The 19,916-nt window shown below is 65.9% G+C and carries 13 protein-coding genes, 1 tRNA gene and 3 rRNA genes; 12 read left to right on the top strand and 5 right to left on the bottom strand.

The window, feature by feature from the left end:
• Positions 1-2 precede the first annotated feature (2 nt).
• The 5 genes from H4W81_RS29670 (at position 3) to H4W81_RS29650 (ending at position 5,745) form a co-directional block, all read left to right on the top strand.
• Positions 3-1,076 (top strand): NAD-dependent epimerase/dehydratase family protein, encoded by a 1,074-nt coding sequence (locus tag H4W81_RS29670; protein ID WP_192781112.1) that lies wholly within the window; start codon positions 3-5, stop codon positions 1,074-1,076.
• A complete protein-coding gene (locus H4W81_RS29665) occupies positions 1,073-1,498 on the top strand; it encodes a molybdenum cofactor biosynthesis protein MoaE (protein ID WP_192777837.1) in 426 nt (141 codons plus the stop codon). Before H4W81_RS29670 ends, H4W81_RS29665 begins: the two co-directional genes overlap by 4 nt.
• A 9-nt stretch (positions 1,499-1,507) precedes the next feature.
• Positions 1,508-2,554: a YlbL family protein gene (locus H4W81_RS29660; protein ID WP_192777836.1), complete on the top strand. Its 1,047-nt coding sequence runs from the start codon at positions 1,508-1,510 to the stop codon at positions 2,552-2,554.
• 144 nt (positions 2,555-2,698) lie between these two features.
• A complete protein-coding gene (locus H4W81_RS29655; protein ID WP_192777835.1) occupies positions 2,699-5,623 on the top strand; it encodes a UPF0182 family membrane protein in 2,925 nt (974 codons plus the stop codon).
• Positions 5,624-5,668: 45 nt separating this feature from the next.
• Positions 5,669-5,745, top strand: a tRNA-Met gene (locus H4W81_RS29650).
• Positions 5,746-6,696: 951 nt separating this feature from the next.
• Here the strand turns inward: H4W81_RS29650 and H4W81_RS29645 are convergent.
• Positions 6,697-7,335 (bottom strand): class I SAM-dependent methyltransferase, encoded by a 639-nt coding sequence (locus tag H4W81_RS29645; RefSeq protein ID WP_192777834.1) that lies wholly within the window; start codon positions 7,333-7,335, stop codon positions 6,697-6,699.
• 167 nt (positions 7,336-7,502) lie between these two features.
• On the opposite strand from H4W81_RS29645, the gene H4W81_RS29640 reads away from it, so the two are divergent.
• Positions 7,503-8,087 carry a DUF1707 SHOCT-like domain-containing protein gene (locus H4W81_RS29640; protein ID WP_192777833.1) on the top strand — a complete coding sequence of 195 codons (585 nt, stop codon included), beginning with the start codon at positions 7,503-7,505 and terminating at the stop codon, positions 8,085-8,087.
• On the opposite strand, the gene H4W81_RS47720 is transcribed toward H4W81_RS29640, so the two are convergent.
• On the bottom strand, positions 8,045-8,314 hold the full coding sequence (locus H4W81_RS47720) for a GNAT family N-acetyltransferase (protein WP_192777832.1): 270 nt from the start codon (positions 8,312-8,314) through the stop codon (positions 8,045-8,047). The two genes, H4W81_RS29640 and H4W81_RS47720, sit on opposite strands and share 43 nt — an antisense overlap.
• A 111-nt stretch (positions 8,315-8,425) precedes the next feature.
• On the bottom strand, positions 8,426-8,995 hold the full coding sequence (locus H4W81_RS29630) for a class I SAM-dependent methyltransferase (RefSeq protein ID WP_192777831.1): 570 nt from the start codon (positions 8,993-8,995) through the stop codon (positions 8,426-8,428).
• A gap of 181 nt (positions 8,996-9,176) precedes the next feature.
• Here H4W81_RS29630 and H4W81_RS29625 point away from each other — a divergent pair, with 181 nt between their 5' ends.
• From H4W81_RS29625 to H4W81_RS29615, 3 genes are read left to right on the top strand one after another with little or no spacing between them, the layout of a single operon-like run.
• Positions 9,177-9,920: a group II truncated hemoglobin gene (locus tag H4W81_RS29625; RefSeq protein ID WP_192777830.1), complete on the top strand. Its 744-nt coding sequence runs from the start codon at positions 9,177-9,179 to the stop codon at positions 9,918-9,920.
• Between the two features lie 9 nt (positions 9,921-9,929).
• Positions 9,930-12,395: a DUF4118 domain-containing protein gene (locus H4W81_RS29620; protein ID WP_192777829.1), complete on the top strand. Its 2,466-nt coding sequence runs from the start codon at positions 9,930-9,932 to the stop codon at positions 12,393-12,395.
• On the top strand, positions 12,392-13,060 hold the full coding sequence (locus H4W81_RS29615) for a response regulator (RefSeq protein WP_192777828.1): 669 nt from the start codon (positions 12,392-12,394) through the stop codon (positions 13,058-13,060). The genes H4W81_RS29620 and H4W81_RS29615 overlap by 4 nt, the downstream gene beginning before the upstream one ends.
• On the opposite strand, the gene H4W81_RS29610 is transcribed toward H4W81_RS29615, so the two are convergent.
• Entirely contained in the window at positions 13,057-13,284 is a 228-nt protein-coding gene (locus H4W81_RS29610) for a hypothetical protein (protein WP_192777827.1), read from the bottom strand. The two genes, H4W81_RS29615 and H4W81_RS29610, sit on opposite strands and share 4 nt — an antisense overlap.
• A gap of 340 nt (positions 13,285-13,624) precedes the next feature.
• Entirely contained in the window at positions 13,625-14,023 is a 399-nt protein-coding gene (locus tag H4W81_RS29600; protein ID WP_192777825.1) for a hypothetical protein, read from the bottom strand.
• A gap of 526 nt (positions 14,024-14,549) precedes the next feature.
• On the opposite strand from H4W81_RS29600, the gene H4W81_RS29595 reads away from it, so the two are divergent.
• From H4W81_RS29595 to rrf, 3 genes are all read left to right on the top strand, one after another.
• Positions 14,550-16,071: ribosomal RNA gene (locus H4W81_RS29595) — 16S ribosomal RNA — on the top strand.
• Positions 16,072-16,392: 321 nt separating this feature from the next.
• Positions 16,393-19,498 (top strand): 23S ribosomal RNA (locus H4W81_RS29590).
• Between the two features lie 60 nt (positions 19,499-19,558).
• Positions 19,559-19,675: ribosomal RNA gene (gene rrf / locus H4W81_RS29585) — 5S ribosomal RNA — on the top strand.
• The 16S, 23S and 5S rRNA genes sit together here, the layout of an rRNA operon.
• The last annotated feature ends 241 nt before the right edge of the window (positions 19,676-19,916 follow it).

Raw genomic sequence — 19,916 nt, 5'->3', positions numbered from 1 at the left:
ACCTGGTGCCTACCTCGAAACGCCCGCGCCAACCAGTCGTCGCCGTCACCGGCGCGTCCTCAGGCATCGGCCGCGAGCTCGTCGTGAAGCTCGCCACCAACGCGGATTTCCGCAGGGTGGTGGCCATCGACGAGCAGCGCGGTGACGTCCAGGACGTCACCTGGCGAGTGATCGACGTGCGAGATCCGCTCTTGGCGAACCGTATCTCCGACATCGACGTCCTGGTCCACCTCGCCGGTGACTACGCCCTCGACTCCGACCCGGCCGAGCGGCGCGCCTACAACCTGCGCGCGGCCCAGACGGTGCTGACCGCCAGCGCCGCGGCGCGCGTGCGGCGCGTGGTCCTGGTCACCAGCGCCATGGTGTACGGCGCGGCGCCCGACAACGACGTCCCCCTCGCCGAGGACTCCGCGGTCGCGGCCGAGCCCGACACCGGCGTCGTGGGCGACTACCTGGAGATCGAGGCGCTGGTCCGCAGGGCCTCACGCAGCCACCCGGGGCTCGAGGTCACCGTCGTACGGCCGGCCGCGATCGTCGGGCCCGGCATCGACACCGTCATCACCAGGCACTTCGAGTCGCCGCGGCTGCTGACGGTGAAGGGCTGCTCGCCGCGCTGGCAGTTCTGCCACGTCGACGACCTGCTCTCGGCGCTGGAGCTGGCCGCCAGGGGCGTGGTCACCGGCGTGGTGGCGGTCGGCTCGGAGGGCTGGCTGGAGCAGGAGCAGGTGGAGGAGCTGTCCGGGATCCGCGGCTTCGAGCTGCCCGCCGGCCTCACCTTCGGTACGGCGCAGCGCCTGCACCGGCTCGGCATCACTCCCGCGCCCGCCACGGACCTCCACTACGTCGTCTACCCGTGGGTGGTCGACTGCGCGAACCTGCGCGAGGCGGGGTGGAAGCCCGCGTGGAGCAACGAGGCCGCCCTCGAGCAGCTGCTCGAGCTCCGCGAGAACAGGACGACCGTGGTCGGCAGGCGCCTGCCGGTCAAGGAGGCCACCCTCACCGCCGCCGGCGCGACCGTCGCCGTCATCGGCACCGCCGCGATCGTCAGGCAGGTGCGCAAGAAGCGTAGGCTTTGACCGTGATTCGGTTGCTGGACATTCGCGACACACCGCTCTCCGTCGACGAGGTGTTCGCTGCTGTGGGGTCCCACGCGGCGGGCGGGACGACCCTGTTCGTCGGCACCGTCCGCGAGCACGACCACGGCAAGGCCGTGACGAAGCTGTCCTACTCCGCCCACCCGAGCGCGGTCGACGAGCTGCGGCGCGTGGCGGAGAAGGTCGCCGCCGACTTCCCCGTGACGGCGCTGGCCGCCGTCCACCGGGTCGGTGACCTGGAGCTCGGCGACATCGCGGTGATCGTCGCGGTCGCCTGCCCGCACAGGGGAGAGGCGTTCGAGGCCTCCCGCCGACTGATCGACGACCTCAAGTCGCAGGTCCCGATCTGGAAACACCAGGTGTTCGCCGATGGGTCGACCGAGTGGGTCGGCGCCTGCGAATAAGCTCAGCACATGTCACGACGTGCGCTCACTCTGATGGTGGCGGGCTTCCTGGTGCTCGCGCTCGGCATCACGGGAGCGGTGATCGACGTGCCGTACGTCGTGCTGCGGCCAGGCCCCACCGAGAACACGATCGGCGAGGTCGACAAGAAGCCGGTGATCTCGATCAACGGGCGGCAGACCTACCCCACGAGCGGCATGCTCAGCCTGGTCACAGTTTCCTACGAAGGCGGCCCGGCCGCCCGGCCCGACCTGCTGACCGCCCTGCGCGGCTGGGTCGACCCGAACTCCGCGGTCGTGCCCGAAGACTCGATCTTCCCTCGTTCCCAGACGGCGGAGGAGGTCGAGCAGGAGAACACGGCGGAGATGACCAGCTCCCAGGACAACGCGACCGCCGCGGCCCTGACAGAGATGAAGATCGACTACTCGATGGTGCCCACGGTGCTGTCGGTGGAGAAGTCCGCGCCCGCGGCCGGCAAGCTCAAGCCCGGGGACGAGCTGCGCGCTGTCGACGGCAGCGCCGTCAACACGGTCGAGCAGGTCTCGGCCGCGGTCAAGGCGCACAAGCCGGGCGAGGAGATCGCCTTCTCCATCTCGAGGGACGGCCAGGAGCAGTCGGTCACGATCAAGGCCGCCGCCTCCAAGCAGGGCACCGCGATGGTCGGCATCGTCATGCAGGCCAAGTACAAGTTCCCCTTCAAGGTCACCATCAGCGTCGGCGACGTCGGCGGCCCGAGCGCGGGCATGATGTTCGCCCTCGGCATCATCGACAAGCTCACCCCCGGCGAGATGACCGGCGGCAAGGCGATCGCGGGCACCGGCACCATCACCCCCGAGGGCCAGGTCGGGGCGATCGGCGGCATCGCGCAGAAGATGGTCGGGGCGAAGGACGCGGGCGCCACCGTCTTCCTCACCCCGGCCGACAACTGCGCCGAGGCGGTGCAGGCGGTCCCCGAAGGGTTGCGCCTGGTGAAGGCCGAGACGCTCCACGGCGCGGTCCAGGCGCTCGACGCGCTCAGGACCGGCAAGGGCGCGGTGCCTTCCTGCACGGCCGGGTGAACTTTCCCCGCTCCTCATTCGTTAGCCCTACGGGCATCCTTCGTCAGCCACGCCGGGCCGGTGTAGGTTGCCAACCACGGACCGTTTGCACATCACGACGAGGGGTTGGCCTTGGCATTCCGGACCCCAGGACCCGGTCGGGGGATGCGCCTGCCCCGCCGACCGCGACTGCTTCTTCCTGTCGCGATCGCCCTGGTGGCGATCGTGGCATTCTTCTTCTTGTTCTCGGGCATCTACACCGACTACCTCTGGTTCGACTCCGTCAGGGCCACCTCCGTCTTCTCCGGGGTGCTGCTGACCGAGATCGCGCTGTTCGTGGTCGGAGCCCTCTTCATGGTCGGCATCGTCGGCGGCAACATGCTGCTGGCCTTCAGGATGCGGCCGATGTTCGGCCCCGCGATGTTCGGCGGCGGCAGCGGCGCCGACCGCTACCGGCTGGCGCTCGATCCCCACCGCAAGCTGATCTTCCTCATCGGCATGGCCGTGCTCGCGCTCTTCGCGGGCTCGTCGTTCGCCGGGCAGTGGAAGACCTGGCTGGCGTTCGTCAACGGCACGGCGTTCAACAAGACGGACGAGCTGTTCAAGATGGACATCTCGTTCTTCATGTTCGACTACCCGTTCATCAGGATGGTGCTGAACTTCCTGTTCACCGCGGTCATCCTGGCCATCGTCATGGCGGCGATCACGCACTACCTGTACGGCGGTTTCCGGCTGCAGTCGCCCGGCGTCCACGCCTCGCGCGCGGCCCGCGTGCACCTGTCGGTGCTGCTGGGCGTCTTCGTCCTGCTGAAGGCCGTCGCCTACTGGATCGACCGCTACGGCCTGGTCTTCTCCGACCGCGGCTTCGTCCACGGCGCCTCCTACACCGACGTCAGCGCGGTCCTGCCGGCCAAGACGATCCTCGCGTTCATCGCGCTGATCTGCGCGGCGCTCTTCTTCGCCGGCGTCGTACGGCCGGGCGGCATGCTGCCGGGCGTCTCCTTCGGCCTGCTGGTCCTCTCGGCCATCCTGATCGGCGGCGTCTACCCCGCCCTGGTCGAGCAGTTCCAGGTCAAGCCCAACCAGCAGCAGCGTGAGGCGTCCTACATCGGACGCAACATCGCCGCGACCAGAGACGCGTACGGCGTGTCCGACGCCGAGGTCATCGACTACACCGCGCAGTCCGACCCCAGCAAGGTCACCGCCGACGGCGACGTCTCGGTCTCCGGCGTCCGGCTGCTCGATCCCAACCTGGTCGCCAAGACCTACCAGCAGAAGCAGCGCATCCGAGGCTTCTACGACTTCCCCACCCAGCTCGACGTCGACCGCTACAAGGACAACGGCGGTCCCGTCCCGCGCGACCACGTGGTGGCCGTGCGCGAGCTGACGGCCCCGCCCGCGCAGCAGAACAACTGGATCAACAAGCACCTCGTCTACACCCACGGCTACGGCTTCGTGGCGGCGCCGGGCAACGAGGTCGACTCCGAGGGCCTGCCCAACTTCGACGCCAAGGACATGCCGGTCACCGGCACGCTGGGCGAGAAGATCAAGGAGCCGCGCGTCTACTTCGGCGAGCAGATGGCCACCGAGTACGTCGTCGCGGGCGGCCCCAATGCCAAGCAGGGCCAGGGCCAGGAGCTCGACTTCCCCGAGAGCGGCGGCACCGGCCAGGCCAACACCACCTACACCGGCCAGGGCGGCGTTCCCGTCGGCTCGTTCTTCAACAGGCTGGTCTACGCGGCGAAGTACGGAGAGGTGAACATGCTCCTCTCCAGCGACATCAACGACGCCTCGAAGATCCTCTACGAGCGTGACCCGCGCGAGCGCGTCGCCAAGGTGGCGCCGTTCCTCACCCTCGACGGCAACCCCTACCCGGCGATCGTCGACGGGCGCATCACCTGGATCGTCGACGGCTACACCTTGTCGAACGACTACCCCTACTCGCAGAGCAAGTCGCTGGCCGAGATGACCCAGGACCTGGCGACCGTCAGGGGCGTCGTGGCGCAGCAGCCGCGCGACCAGATCAACTACATCCGCAACTCGGTCAAGGCCACGGTCGACGCCTACGACGGCACGGTCACCCTCTACGCGTGGGACCCCGCCGATCCGCTGCTGCAGACCTGGCAGAAGGCCTTCCCCGGCATCATCCAGGCGAAGTCGAAGATGAGCCAGGACCTCAGGGACCACATCCGCTACCCGGAAGACCTGTTCAAGGTGCAGCGCGACATCCTGTCGCAGTACCACATCGAGAACCCCAACGCCTTCTACAGCGGCCAGGACTTCTGGAACGTCCCCTTCGACCCCTCCCAGGGCGACAAGGACGTCAAGCAGGCGCCGTACTACCTGACGACCACGATGCCGAAGCAGCAGCCGTCGTTCTCGCTGACGACGACGTTCGTGCCGCGCCAGGGCCCCAACCTGGCGGCGTTCATGTCCGTCGACGCGACCGATGGCCCGGGGTACGGCAAGCTGCGCATCCTGCGCATGCCGTCCAACACCTCGATCCCCGGTCCCGGACAGGCGCAGAACAACTTCCAGAACAAGTTCTCCGGTGAGCTCAACCTGCTCGGCCTGGGCAACGCCACGGTCCGCTACGGCAACCTGCTGACGCTGCCCTTCGCCGACGGCCTGGTCTACATCGAACCGGTGTACGTCCAGACCGCCGCGGCTGCGGGTCAGGAGCCCTTCCCGATCCTCAAGCGCGTCCTGGTGGCCTACGGCAGCACGGTCGGCTCCGGCAGCACCCTGAAGGAGGCGCTCGGCCAGGTGTTCAGCGGCAAGGCCGCCGAGCAGCCCACCACCGGTCAGCCGCAGACGGGCGAGCAGCCCGCCGTCACCGGCGCCACCGCCAAGCTGATCAGCGACGCCCAGAAGGCGTACGACGACGCCAACAAGGCGCTGTCGAGCACGCCGCCCGACTGGGTGAAGTACGGCGAGGCGCAGAAGCGACTGCAGGACGCGCTCAACGCCCTCGGCCGCACGTCCGCCGTCCAGCCCTCACCGACCCCGACGACCACGCCTCCGGCGACCCCGTCACCGACGCCTACCGGCACGGTTTCACCGTCGCCAGCCGCTACGCCGTCTTCTTGATTTGCACGACTCCCGCGTCACCTATAGTCTTTAGACACACACCGACGCGGGGTGGAGCAGTTCGGTAGCTCGCTGGGCTCATAACCCAGAGGTCGCAGGTTCAAATCCTGCCCCCGCTACCAAGGAAAAGGCCCTTCTGGAGATGATCCAGAAGGGCCTTTTCGTTGTCTCCGCCAACGGATTTGCTAACGAAATCTGGTTCGTACGGTCTTTGATGTCTCACCGAGCGATCGTGCTGATGCGGTCAACTGGCTGGGGCGGGGAGACGGGGCGATCCTTGAATCCCTTTCGGCAGGCCAGAGCGGCGGATAGGGTCGCCGGGTGTCCAGCTTCCTCACGCAGGCCAGTCGAGTGCGTGACCGGAGTTCGCCGCCTGCGGACCGGCTGCGAGCGCTTCGTGAGTGCACGCTCCACTTCGCTCCATACGGATTTCGGGCCACGTGGCATCACCTCGTGGTCAGCGCTCGGATTCCCAAGGCATTGAAGACGGATCCAGAGTCAATGGTCCGAGCGATCAATGAGTTGGAGGCTGCGCGGCACCTCTGGCTGTCGCACATGGCCACCTATGCCAAGCGCCGCAGACAGGAGAAGAAAGAGAGGCGGAGCCGGCCCCGGAAGCTCGACGAGACGTACTCCTGGGGATGGCACCGCTTGGCATTCTGCCCCGACCTTGACATGTTCCCCGGCGAGGGACTGGTTCAGGTGGTGCGGAAGCTCACCAGCGTCTACTCCGTAGGCGTGACCGATCCCGATCGTTGCTTGGTGTGCGATGCATGGCGGTTGCCAACTGAGGCCTGTCAGCGCTGTGGTGTGGCGACTGATGAGTACGTTCCGCGGTTCAGCGAGGCCGATCGGCTACGCATGGCCGACAGGTGGCGGCAGGTCTGGGGCAGAACGTGGGCAACCCCGAAGGGGTGGGAGCAGATCGAGCGAACGCTCAGCGAGCGACGGTCGATCCCACACCGAGTTCGCTCGGACTTCGATCCTGAATAGGTCTGCAAGGGCGTGTTCTACGCTCATGCTTATCCACTTGCCCGCACGTGCAGACCAGCGGCCACAGCGCGCAGGGTCGGCTAGGCCGTACGGCGGGCGACGAGGTAGGCCTGCGGGAAGCCTCGCTTGGGGTCCTCGCTCGGGGCGATGATCATTCGGGCCACCTCGGCGAGCCCGGCCCTGAGCAGCAGGTCGGCCACGCGGTCGGGCGAGTACCGGTAGGCGAGATACGCCGCGTGGTCGAACGCCTCGGCCAGCTCGGCGGGCCCGTCATATGCGGGGAAGCCGAGAAGCAGGTGGCCGCCTGGCGCGAGGACGCGGTGGAACTCGGCGAGCGTCTCCGGGAGCCGCTCGGGCGGCATGTGGATGATCGAGTAGTTGGCGAGAACCCCGGCGAGGGAGGCGTCCTCCGCCTCGAGGGCGCTCATCAGCCCCACCTCGAAGCGGAGCTCCGGGTACGCGCCACTGGCGAGTCTGATCATCTCCGGCGACAGGTCGACGCCGAAGGCGGTGACGCCGAGGGCGCCGAGATGCGCGGTGACGTGGCCAGGGCCGCATCCCACGTCCGCCACCAGGCCGTCACCCGTGGTCCGTACCAGTTCGGCGAAGACGGAGACCATCGCGTGGTTGAGCGGGCTGGAGTGGTAGCGCTCGGGGACGGACTCGGCGTAACGGGCGGCCACGCCGTCGTAGGCGGCGCGGAGGTTCGGATCGGTCATGGCTCGCCATGCTAGGGCCTGTCTGGCAGACCGTGATCACACATGGCGCCAAGGAGGATGAGCCCGCTGAGGAGTCCTGCCCCGCACAGGACGGCGAAAATGACCGGCAACACAGCGCCGCGCGGATGGCTCTGGTCGCGGCGAATATCGATCATTACTGTGGGGCTATGACCGACCGGGCGCGGCTCCGGGCCGGCGACAGCGACCGGGACCGGGTGGCACAGATCCTGCGGAATGCGGTCGGTGAGGGCCGCATCAGCACCGACGAGCTGGGTGAGCGCCTCGACCGTGCCTACGCCGCGCGCACCTGCGGGGAGCTCGACGGCATCGTCGCCGACCTGCCCTCGACCGACGCGCACCCACCGGCGCCGGACGTCCTGCGGCTCTCCACGGGCTGGGCCAGGAGTGTCAAGCAGGTCGGCCACTGGGTCGTCCCGCCGCGTATCGAGGTCGAGTGCGGCTGGGGCACCGTGCGGATCAACTTCATGCGCGCGCACTGCCCGCACCGCGAGATCTCCATGGACGTGCGTTGCGACTCGTTGTTCGGCGACATCTGGGTGGTCGTGCCGTGGACCTGGTGGGTGCGCAGTGACGAGGTCACGACTGGCCGATCGGGGCACGTCCACAACCGGCCCCGCACACCGCCTGCGCACGACGCCGTCGTCATGCGCATGACGGGGCATCTGCGCAGCGGCGACGTCTGGATCCGCTACCGGCGTCCGCCGGGCACGAACGTCACGTTGCGCGCGTAGGGCCGGAACCCGAGCGACTCGTAGGTGGCCCGCGCCGACGGGTAGTCGTCGTCACCTCGGGCGCAGACCCGCGCGGACTCGGCGCCGAGCTCCCTGGCCGCGCCCAGCGCGCCCAGGACGGCGGCGCCGGCGAGCCCGCGCCGCCGATGAGCCGGATCGGTGCCGAACGTCGCGGCGTGACTCGGGCTCGCGGCCGACGTGCTCGAAGCGCCGCCAGGCCAGCTCACCGGGGTGCCAGCGGCTGGTCCTCGACCAGAGCCGCTGGGTCAGCTCCTGCATCACACGGAGGTCGGCCGGTCCTTCGTAGTCTCGCCGGAGGTAGTGAGGCATCCGGCAAACTATCCCGAACGCCAGACCATCAGATAGCGCCAGAAGAGCAGGCGCCTGATGCGGGCGCCGGGCAGCAGGACGGCCGCGGCCTCACGGATCTCCCGCAGCGTCATCGAGGGCGGCGCGACCGGCGCGGCGGCAGAAGAGGCGGAACGGTCGGCCAGATGGGCCAGCCGGAACAGCGCGTTGACGGGGACGGCCGCCGCACTGACCGCGTAGTCGGCGGGCGTGGCCTCGCGGTAGCACCCCAGGACGGCCAGCACGCCGCCGGGCGCGAGGCTGTCGCGCAGCCTGGTGACGGTGTCGAACGGCATGTGGTGCAGGCTCGCCAGGCAGGAGACGAAGTCGTAGTGCCCGGTGGGCAGGTCCATGGTCGTGACGTCGGCGCGCAGGTGGCGGACCCCTCCGCCGGAGGGAGGGGCGAGCGCGGGATCCACCGCGTCCACCTCGAGGCCCCTGGCGGCGAGGGCGCGGGCGAAGGTCCCGGTGCCCGAGCCCACGTCGAGCGCCCGCTTCGCCTCGGGAGGCAGTGCCCGCAGCAGCAGCCGGTGGTAGTGGTCGTTGTGGTTGAAGCCCATGGGTCAGGCGCGGCCGTCCCTGTCGTGCTTCAGCGCCAGCCGTACCGCGAAGTAGACGATGACGAACTGGAGCAGCGCGCTGATGAGCCACGAAAGCAGTGGATCCACAGACCGAGTGTGACGGCATATGTGTGGATATTCCATGGTTGCCGGAAACCCGGTCTGATGATTACATCATTACATGATCGTAGAGTACATCCGTTACCGCGTCCCCGACGCGGACGGCTTCGAGGACGCCTACAGGCGGGCGGTCGTGCCGCTGGGCGCGTCGCCCGAGTGCCTGACCTATGAACTGTCGCGCTGCGTGGACGAGCCCGAGTGCTACATCCTGCGCATCGAATGGACCTCGGCCGAGGGGCATCTGGCGGGTTTCAGGAAAAGCCCGCACTTCCAGGAGTTCTTCGCCGAGATCAAACCCTACGTGTCCAACATCGAGGAGATGCGCCACTACGAGCAGGTCATCACCAAGACCGAGCCGACCCTGTTCGAGTGGGCGGGCGGTGCAGAGGCGCTCGAGCGGCTCACCACGGCCTTCTACGACTTGGTGAAGAAGGACGACCTCGTCGGTCCGCTGTTCGCCGGCATGGACCCCGATCACCCGCGATACGTCGCGATGTGGCTCGGCGAGGTCTTCGGCGGTCCCGCCGACTACACCCGCGAGCGCGGCGGCCACACGCACATGGTCTCCAAGCACCTCGGCAAGGGCATCACCGAGCAGCAGCGCCGCCGGTGGGTGAGCCTCCTGATGGACGCGGCCGACGAGGTCGGGCTCCCGACCGACGCCGAGTTCAGGGCGGCGTTCGCCGGCTATGTCGAGTGGGGCACCAGGCTGGCCCGCTACTTCTCCGGGCCCAGGGCCCAGGCGCCGAAGGAGCAGCCGGTTCCCAGATGGGGCTGGGGGGTGGCGCCGCCGTACAAGCCATAATCTGATGGCATGGGCAGGGGGAGGTTGCGGGTCTATCTGGGCGCGGCTCCCGGCGTAGGAAAGACCTACGCCATGCTGGGCGAGGGCCGCCGGGCCCGCGAGCGGGGCAGGGACGTCGTGGTGGGGTTCGTGGAGACCCATGGCCGCTCCCGTACCGCCGAGCAGCTCGAGGGGCTGGAAGTCCTCCCGCGCAGGAGTCTCCTCCACCGGGGCGCGACCTTCACCGAGCTCGACGTCGAGGCGGTCATCGCCCGGCGGCCGAAGATCGTACTGATCGACGAGCTGGCCCACACCAACGTCCCCGGCTCGGCGAACGTCAAGCGATGGCAGGACGTCGAGGAGATCCTCGACGCCGGGATCGACGTGATCTCGACCGTGAACATCCAGCATCTGGAGTCGCTCAACGACGTCGTCGAACGGATCACGGGCGTGCCGCAGCGCGAGACCGTCCCCGACGACGTCGTACGGCGGGCCGACCAGATCGAGCTGGTAGACATGTCGCCCGAGGCGCTGCGGCGCCGCCTGGCCCACGGCAACGTCTACACCCCCGAAACGGTCGACGCCGCGCTGTCCAACTACTTCCGCGTCGGCAACCTGACCGCGCTGCGCGAGCTGGCCCTGCTGTGGCTGGCCGGCAAGGTCGACGAGCAACTGGACCGCTACCGCGCCGACCACGGCATCGCGGGCACCTGGGAGGCGCGCGAGCGCGTGGTCGTGGCCCTGACCGGCGGCCCCGAGGGCGACACCCTGGTACGGCGGGCCGCCCGCGTCGCGGGCCGGACCAAGGGCGCCGACCTGCTGGCCGTCCACGTGACCAGGTCGGACGGCCTGTCGAGCAGCGCCGACCCGGCCAGCCTGGCCAGGCAGCGCACGCTCGTGGAGAGCCTCGGCGGCAGCTACCACCAGGTCGTCGGTGACGACGTCCCCCGCGCGCTGCTCGACTTCGCCCGCGGCGTCAACGCCACCCAGCTGGTGCTCGGCGCCTCGCGCAGGGGCAGGCTGGCGCAGATCTTCTCGCGCGGCGTGGGGGTCACGACGATCGCGCAGTCCGACTCGATCGACGTGCACATGGTCACCCACGAGGCGATCCGCAAGGGCCTCGGCCGTCCTGCGCCCCCCGGGGCCGGACTCACCCGGCGACGCCGGCTCGCGGGCTGGGCGATGGCGCTGCTCGCGATGCCCCTGCTGACCCTGGCGCTGCTGCCGTTCAGGGGGGACCTGACGCTGCCCAGCGAGATCCTGCTGTTCCTGCTGCTCGTCGTCTCGGTGGCGCTGGTCGGCGGCATGTGGCCGGCGCTGACGGCGGCGGTCTTCGGGTTCGCGCTGCTCAACTGGTTCTTCACCGCGCCGGTGCACACGCTGACGATCTCCGCGCCGGAGAACGTCCTGGCTCTGGTCATCTTCGTGCTGGTCGCGGCGATGGTGAGCACGGTGGTCGACCTGGCGGCGCGCCGTACGAGGGAGGCGGCCAGGTCGAGCGCCGACGCGGAGGTGCTCTCCACGCTGGCCGGCCAGGTGCTGCGCGGCGAGCCGCTGCTCGAACGGCTGCGCGAGATCTACGGGTTGACCTCGGTCACGCTGCTGGAGCGCGCGGGGGACGGCTGGCGGATCGTCGCCATGGCGGGCGGCCCGCCGTGCACCGAACCGGGCACAGGCGACACTGACGTGACGATCGACGACGACCTGGTGCTTGCCGTACGGGGCAGGCTGCTGGACGCCGCGGACCGGCGGGTGCTGGAGGCGTTCGCCGCGGAGGCCGCGGTGGCGCTGCGCCAGCAGCGGCTGCGCGAGGAGGCCGCGCTGGCGCGGCCGCTGGCGGAGGCGGACAGGATGCGTACGGCACTGCTGGCGGCGGTCAGCCACGACCTGCGCACGCCGCTCGCCTCGGCGATGGCGGCGGTCGAGAGCCTGCGCAGCACCGAGATCGACTGGAGCCCCTCAGACCGGCAGGAACTGCTCGCCACGGCGGGAGAGTCGCTGGTCAAGCTGCACCGGCTGGTGGAGAACCTGCTCGACATGAGCCGCCTGCAGGCGGGAGTCCTGGGCCTCGCGCTCCAGCCCGTGGCGCTGGAGGAGATCATCCCCAGAGCCCTGGTTGACGTGGGACCCCGCGCGACCTCGGACTTCTCGGCGGAGCTGCCCGAGGTCATGGCCGACCCCGTGCTGCTCGAAAGGGTGCTGGTCAACCTGGTGAGCAACGGCGTCAGATACAGCCCCGTGCTGGTCACCGCCAGCGAGCACGCCGACCGCGTCGAGATCCGCGTCATCGACAGGGGCCCTGGCATCCCGCAGGAGGACCACCAGCGGGTCTTCCAGCCGTTCCAGCGGCTGGGCGACCGTGACAACCACGCGGGCGTCGGTCTGGGGCTGGCGCTGTCGCGGGGGCTGACCGAGGCGATGGGCGGCACCCTCGTGCCGGAGGAGACGCCAGGAGGAGGACTGACCATGATCGTGTCGCTGAGGACGGCCGCATGACCCGCGTTCTGGTGGTCGACGACGAACCGCAGATCCTGCGCGCGCTGCGGATCAACCTGGCGGCCAGGGAGTACGAGGTCGCGGTGGCCGACGACGGCAGCTCGGCCCTGCGCCAGGCCGCCGACTGGCATCCCGACCTGGTCATCCTCGACCTCGGCCTGCCCGATCTCGACGGCGTCGACGTCATCCACGGCCTGCGCGGCTGGACCAGCGTGCCGATCATCGTCCTGTCCGGCAGGGCGGGCAGCGCGGACAAGGTGGACGCGCTGGACGCGGGGGCCGACGACTACGTCACCAAGCCGTTCGGCATCGACGAGCTCCTGGCCCGCATCCGAGCGGTCACCCGCAGGATCAACCAGCACGAGACGGAACCCGCCGCCGTGCGCATCGGCGACCACGTGGTGGACCTGGCGAGCAAGACGATCTCAGGCGGGGTACGGCTGACGCCCACCGAATGGCACTTTCTCGAGTTGCTGCTCCGCAATCCCGGCAAGCTCATCAGCCAGCGGCAGGTGCTGACCGAAGTGTGGGGGAGCGCCTATCTGAAGGAGACGAACTACCTGCGGCAGTACATGGCTCAGCTCAGGCGCAAGCTGGAGCGCGACCCCGCGCGCCCCGCGCACCTGCTCACCGAGCCAGGCATGGGCTATCGGTTCCAGCCCTAGAGCTGCTCCTCGATGCAGGAGGTGGGCTCCTCCAGCGGATCGGGGTGAGCGTCGGTCTCGCGCTTGTCCTCCTCGTTCATCCAGTGGAAGATCCCCCGGTTGGCCTCGTCGTCGATCTCGTCGATGTGGTGCCGCTCGGGATATCTGTCCCTGTACAAGGCGATCCAGGATTCCTGCACGTCATCGCCCATATCGAGGCTGACCTCGTACGGTTGATCACTCATGGAACCAGGATACCTACCTTGTGGAAAAGCGAACGAGGGCGGAGCTCACGGGGCTTCCCACGGAGGGGGTGCGCTGCGGGCGTGCATGCCGGTGGCGTCTCACGCGGTACGGCGGAGCATCGCGGTGGCCCTCTGGGTGGCCCAGCCGGCGAGCAGCATGCCGAAGAGTGCCTGGATCGCGCGCACCCAGCCGGGAGTGGGCTCGACGGCGAAGAGCACTACGCCCGTCCAGAGGAGGCCAAACCCTCCGACAAGGGCGATCGCAGCCCAATTCCCTGCTGTCTGCAACATATGAGCAGTCTCGCAGGCGGTGATCCAAGTCGCGGTATGCGCTCGGTCGTCATCTCGGCAGCGTCCGGCTGGTGCCTACGCACCTGCGCAGGCGCAGGCCGGTCCGCTTGGGAACCGTCGGCTGCTCGAGCGCGGCGAGCAGCGCGGCCGCGGTGCGGGCGTCCGACAGGATGCGCTGGACGCTCTCGTCGTCGGCGGGCAGCTGACCGTGCTGGGCGAGCTCGTGCCGCAGGAAGACGAGCGGCTCAGGGGCACCCGCTACCTCAGCCGCGACCGTCGCCCGCGCCGCGGTGAGCAGGCGCAGGTAGTAGGTGCGCAGCGCGGCCTCGCGCATACGCACCTGCTCCAGGTCGTCGAGCAGGTCGCTGGCGATTCGCAGCAGCTCGCCGGAGTGGTTGGTCTCGTCGGCGATGGCGGCGCGAATGTCGTCGAACTCCGAGCGGGGCATGACGGGCACCTCCACGGGCGCAGTGAGCTCGTGTCTACTTCGTACAGGTGGGCGATTGCGGATGGCTTGTCATCTGGTTGCGAGAGACGAAGGTTTGACGCATCGGTGGGACGGGAATGACCTCCTGAACGCCTGAGTGGCTCCAAGTGCTCCAGGAGTCCTGCTAGAGTTTCTGTCGCTGGCCCGCCCGCTGGGGTGTGGTCCGGCGAATCCCACTTTCTGATTCAGTGTCCGGTTGGTTCGCACCTGTCCGGATCGCTGGTAAGTTAGAGGGGTTGCCCCGGAAGCGGGGCAGTCGAAATTCCTGATGAATTCTCGGAAAGCGTCAATTTGACTCGGACCGCAGAGACTGAAAGAATAACGACATAACGAAGCGAGCGCCACCGGGTGGGTGACGGTGAACGCGTCCGTTTCTTGAGAACTCAACAGTGTGTTAAAAGCCAGTGCATGATGCACAACCCCGTCCATTGGACGGATTCCTTTGGTTGGAACATTCATGTTTCAGCCGGGAGAAATTCTCAAACATTGTTTGGAGAGTTTGATCCTGGCTCAGGACGAACGCTGGCGGCGTGCTTAACACATGCAAGTCGAGCGGAAAGGCCCTTCGGGGTACTCGAGCGGCGAACGGGTGAGTAACACGTGAGCAACCTGCCCCTGACTCTGGGATAAGCCCGGGAAACTGGGTCTAATACCGGATACGACCGCCCCCGGCATCGGGTGGTGGTGGAAAGTTTTTTCGGTTGGGGATGGGCTCGCGGCCTATCAGCTTGTTGGTGGGGTAGTGGCCTACCAAGGCGACGACGGGTAGCCGGCCTGAGAGGGCGACCGGCCACACTGGGACTGAGACACGGCCCAGACTCCTACGGGAGGCAGCAGTGGGGAATATTGCGCAATGGGCGAAAGCCTGACGCAGCGACGCCGCGTGGGGGATGACGGCCTTCGGGTTGTAAACCTCTTTCAGCAGGGACGAAGTTGACGTGTACCTGCAGAAGAAGCGCCGGCTAACTACGTGCCAGCAGCCGCGGTAATACGTAGGGCGCAAGCGTTGTCCGGAATTATTGGGCGTAAAGAGCTCGTAGGTGGCTTGTCGCGTCTGCCGTGAAAGCTCGCAGCTTAACTGCGGGTCTGCGGTGGATACGGGCTGGCTAGAGGTAGGTAGGGGAGAACGGAATTCCTGGTGTAGCGGTGAAATGCGCAGATATCAGGAGGAACACCGGTGGCGAAGGCGGTTCTCTGGGCCTTACCTGACGCTGAGGAGCGAAAGCGTGGGGAGCGAACAGGATTAGATACCCTGGTAGTCCACGCTGTAAACGTTGGGCGCTAGGTGTGGGGGTCTTCCACGATCTCCGTGCCGGAGCTAACGCATTAAGCGCCCCGCCTGGGGAGTACGGCCGCAAGGCTAAAACTCAAAGGAATTGACGGGGGCCCGCACAAGCGGCGGAGCATGTTGCTTAATTCGACGCAACGCGAAGAACCTTACCAAGGCTTGACATCGCCCGGAAAGCTGCAGAGATGTGGCCCTCTTCGGACTGGGTGACAGGTGGTGCATGGCTGTCGTCAGCTCGTGTCGTGAGATGTTGGGTTAAGTCCCGCAACGAGCGCAACCCTTGCTCCATGTTGCCAGCACGCCCTTCGGGGTGGTGGGGACTCATGGGGGACTGCCGGGGTCAACTCGGAGGAAGGTGGGGATGACGTCAAGTCATCATGCCCCTTATGTCTTGGGCTGCAAACATGCTACAATGGCCGGTACAGAGGGTTGCGATACCGCGAGGTGGAGCGAATCCCTAAAAGCCGGTCTCAGTTCGGATTGGGGTCTGCAACTCGACCCCATGAAGTCGGAGTCGCTAGTAATCGCAGATCAGCAACGCTGCGGTGAATACGTTCCCGGGCCTTGTACACACCGCCCGTCACGTCACGAAAGTCGGCAACACCCGAAGCCCGTGGCCCAACCAGCTTGCTGGGGGGAGCGGTCGAAGGTGGGGCTGGCGATTGGGACGAAGTCGTAACAAGGTAGCCGTACCGGAAGGTGCGGCTGGATCACCTCCTTTCTAAGGAGCACCGACTGATCCTAGATCGGTCTACGTCGAGGTCATCAGCGAACGTCTGATGCTCGGCAGCTCATTAGTGGAGCACTGGCTAGTCAGCTGGACCGGGTTGCCGGGCCGCTAGTACCGCCCTCGCAAGAGGGAGTGGGAACGTTGGTCGCGGGGGCTTGGACCGGGTCTGAACACACTGTTGGGTCCTGAGGAAACGGACATCGTGAGATGTTCTCCTCTGGAGCACAGGACCGGGGATCCTCCCCTTTTGGGGAGGCTAGCCGGTCGCTGTTTGTTGTTTGAGATTTGCATAGTGGACGCGAGCATCTTTGTGGCCAAGTTTTTTAGGGCACACGGTGGATGCCTTGGCATCAGGAGCCGATGAAGGACGTGGGAGGCTGCGTTAAGCCTCGGGGAGTCGCCAACCAGACGTTGATCCGGGGATGTCCGAATGGGGAAACCTAGCACCAGTCATGTGGTGTTGCCTCCGCCTGAATGTATAGGGCGGTTGGTGGTAACGCGGGGAAGTGAAACATCTCAGTACCCGTAGGAAGAGAAAACAACAGTGATTCCGTGAGTAGTGGTGAGCGAAAGCGGATCAGGCTAAACCGGGCATGTGTGATAGCCGGCAGGCGTTGCATGTTCGGGGTCGTGGGACCCTCTTGATCGATCTGCCGATCGGTCGAACAGTGAGAAACCTGTCTGATAGTTGAAGCCTCTGGGAAGGGGCGCCGTAGACCGTGAGAGCCGGGTAGACGAAATCGGATGGGCTGTTTGAGGGGATCCCAAGTAGCACGGGGCCCGAGAAATCCTGTGTGAATCTGCCAGGACCACCTGGTAAGCCTAAATACTCCCTGATGACCGATAGTGCACTAGTACCGTGAGGGAAAGGTGAAAAGTGCCCCGGTGAGGGGTCGTGAAATAGTACCTGAAACCGTGTGCCTACAAGCCGTAGGAGCTTAGTCGTCTTCGGACGGCTGTGATGTGACTGCGTGCCTTTTGAAGAATGAGCCTGCGAGTTATGGTGTGTGGCGAGGTTAACCCGTGTGGGGGAGCCGTAGCGAAAGCGAGTCTGAATAGGGCGTTTGAGTCGCATGCTGTAGACCCGAAGCGGAGTGATCTACGCATGGGCAGGTTGAAGCGAGGGTAAGACCTCGTGGAGGACCGAACCCACCAGGGTTGAAAACCTGGGGGATGACCTGTGTGTAGGGGTGAAAGGCCAATCAAACTCCGTGATAGCTGGTTCTCCCCGAAATGCATTTAGGTGCAGCGTCGCGTGTTTCTTGCCGGAGGTAGAGCACTGGATGGCCGATGGGCCCGACAAGGTTACTGACGTCAGCCAAACTCCGAATGCCGGTAAGTGAGAGCGTGGCAGTGAGACTGCGGGGGATAAGCTCCGTAGTCGAGAGGGAAACAGCCCAGATCACCGACTAAGGCCCCTAAGCGTGTGCTAAGTGGGAAAGGATGTGGAGTCGCAGAGACAACCAGGAGGTTGGCTTAGAAGCAGCCATCCTTGAAAGAGTGCGTAATAGCTCACTGGTCAAGTGATTCCGCGCCGACAATGTAGCGGGGCTCAAGTACACCGCCGAAGTCGTGGCATTGACCCCTATGCGGGGTTGATGGGTAGGGGAGCGTCGTGCAGCCGGCGAAGCAGCAGAGTGATCTAGTTGTGGAGGCTGTGCGAGTGAGAATGCAGGCATGAGTAGCGAATGCAGGGTGAGAAACCCTGCCGCCGGATGACCAAGGGTTCCTGGGCCAGGCTAATCCGCCCAGGGTAAGTCGGGACCTAAGGCGAGGCCGACAGGCGTAGTCGATGGACAACGGGTTGATATTCCCGTACCCGCTTTAACGCGCCCATATCGAACCTCGTGATGCTAAGAGTCCTTAAGCCCCGCAGCGTCCTTCGGGACAAGTGGTGAGGCTGAACGCTCGATCCGATCGGGTAGTAGGTAAGCGATGGGGTGACGCAGGAAGGTAGTCCAACCCAGGCGATGGTTGTTCCTGGGGTAAGCATGTAGGACGAGAGATAGGCAAATCCGTCTCTCATTGAGTCTGAGATGTGATGCCGAGCCGATTGTGGCGAAGTGGATGATCCTATGCTGCCGAGAAAAGCCTCTAGCGAGTGTTGTGGCGGCCCGTACCCTAAACCGACTCAGGTGGTCAGGTAGAGAATACCAAGGCGATCGGGTGAACTGTGGTTAAGGAACTCGGCAAATTGCCCCCGTAACTTCGGGAGAAGGGGGACCTCTGCTGGTGATGAAACTAGCTTTCTGAGCTGGTGGGGGTCGCAGTGGCCAGGGGGAAGCGACTGTTTACTAAAAACACAGGTCCGTGCGAAGTCGTAAGACGATGTATACGGACTGACGCCTGCCCGGTGCCGGAACGTTAAGGGGACCGCTTAGCCACGCAAGTGGCGAAGGTGAGAACTTAAGCGCCGGTAAACGGCGGTGGTAACTATAACCATCCTAAGGTAGCGAAATTCCTTGTCGGGTAAGTTCCGACCTGCACGAATGGCGTAACGACTTCCCCGCTGTCTCAACCGCAGACCCGGCGAAATTGCACTACGAGTAAAGATGCTCGTTACGCGCAGCAGGACGGAAAGACCCCGGGACCTTCACTACAGCTTGACATTGGCGTTTGGAGCGTCTTGTGTAGGATAGGTGGGAGACTGTGAAGCTCGGACGCTAGTTCGGGTGGAGTCATTGGTGAAATACCACTCTGGTCGTTTTGAACGTCTAACTCTGGTCCGTGATCCGGATCGGGGACAGTGTCTGGTGGGTAGTTTAACTGGGGCGGTTGCCTCCTAAAGAGTAACGGAGGCGCCCAAAGGTTCCCTCAGCCTGGTTGGCAATCAGGTGTCGAGTGTAAGTGCACAAGGGAGCTTGACTGTGAGACTGACGGGTCGAGCAGGAGCGAAAGCTGGGACTAGTGATCCGGCGGTGGCATGTGGAAGCGCCGTCGCTCAACGGCTAAAAGGTACCCCGGGGATAACAGGCTGATCTTCCCCAAGAGTCCATATCGACGGGATGGTTTGGCACCTCGATGTCGGCTCGTCGCATCCTGGGGCTGGAGTAGGTCCCAAGGGTTGGGCTGTTCGCCCATTAAAGCGGTACGCGAGCTGGGTTTAGAACGTCGCGAGACAGTTCGGTCCCTATCCGCTGCGCGCGCAGGAGACTTGAAAGGGGCTGTCCCTAGTACGAGAGGACCGGGACGGACGAACCTCTGGTGTGCCAGTTGTACCGCCAGGTGCACGGCTGGTTGGCTACGTTCGGAAGGGATAACCGCTGAAAGCATCTAAGCGGGAAGCTCGCCTTGAGATGAGGTCTCCCACCACGAGAGTGGGTAAGGCTCCCGGTAGACGACCGGGTTGATAGGCCGGAGGTGGAAGCACGGTAACGTGTGGAGCTGACCGGTACTAATAGGCCGAGGACTTGACCACAAAGCATCTTGCTCGCGTCCACTACGCAATTCTGAGACAACAAGCACTGTCTCATGGGGTTGCGGCGGTTATAGCGCAGGGGAAACACCCGGTTACATTCCGAACCCGGAAGTTAAGCTCTGCAGCGCCGATGGTACTGCACTCGGGAGGGTGTGGGAGAGTAGGTCGCCGCCGCGCAATCTTTACATTATGGGATTTGGGGTTCCACCGTCTGGTGGGGCCCCTTTTCTCGTTGTCGGGGGGTTCCGCCGTGCGGGCGGAACCCCCCTTTTTTTCGTGTGCCGGGCCTGTTTCTGGTGGCGTCATGGCCGCGGCTGTTGCTTCTGCCCCGTGACGCCGAGGGCCTCGAGGGCCTTGAGATCCGAGGGCCTTGAGATCCGAGATCCCCACGACTACGGGTGCCCCACGAGTTGACCGT

It is taken from the genome of Nonomuraea africana (assembly GCF_014873535.1).
Taxonomy (GTDB): Bacteria; Actinomycetota; Actinomycetes; order Streptosporangiales; family Streptosporangiaceae; genus Nonomuraea; species Nonomuraea africana.
This window is presented reverse-complemented; position numbering and strand designations above follow the sequence as displayed.

Coding starts and splice junctions, on each gene's coding strand:
- H4W81_RS29655 (WP_192777835.1), top strand. CDS start 2,699: ATGCGCCTGCCCCGCCGACCGCGACTGCTTCTTCCTGTCGCGATCGCC.
- H4W81_RS29600 (WP_192777825.1), bottom strand. CDS start 14,023: ATGCCCCGCTCGGAGTTCGACGACATTCGCGCCGCCATCGCCGACGAG.
- H4W81_RS29630 (WP_192777831.1), bottom strand. CDS start 8,995: ATGGGCTTCAACCACAACGACCACTACCACCGGCTGCTGCTGCGGGCA.
- H4W81_RS29610 (WP_192777827.1), bottom strand. CDS start 13,284: ATGAGTGATCAACCGTACGAGGTCAGCCTCGATATGGGCGATGACGTG.
- H4W81_RS29645 (WP_192777834.1), bottom strand. CDS start 7,335: ATGACCGATCCGAACCTCCGCGCCGCCTACGACGGCGTGGCCGCCCGT.
- H4W81_RS29660 (WP_192777836.1), top strand. CDS start 1,508: ATGTCACGACGTGCGCTCACTCTGATGGTGGCGGGCTTCCTGGTGCTC.
- H4W81_RS29640 (WP_192777833.1), top strand. CDS start 7,503: ATGACCGACCGGGCGCGGCTCCGGGCCGGCGACAGCGACCGGGACCGG.
- H4W81_RS29625 (WP_192777830.1), top strand. CDS start 9,177: ATGATCGTAGAGTACATCCGTTACCGCGTCCCCGACGCGGACGGCTTC.
- H4W81_RS29615 (WP_192777828.1), top strand. CDS start 12,392: ATGACCCGCGTTCTGGTGGTCGACGACGAACCGCAGATCCTGCGCGCG.
- H4W81_RS29620 (WP_192777829.1), top strand. CDS start 9,930: ATGGGCAGGGGGAGGTTGCGGGTCTATCTGGGCGCGGCTCCCGGCGTA.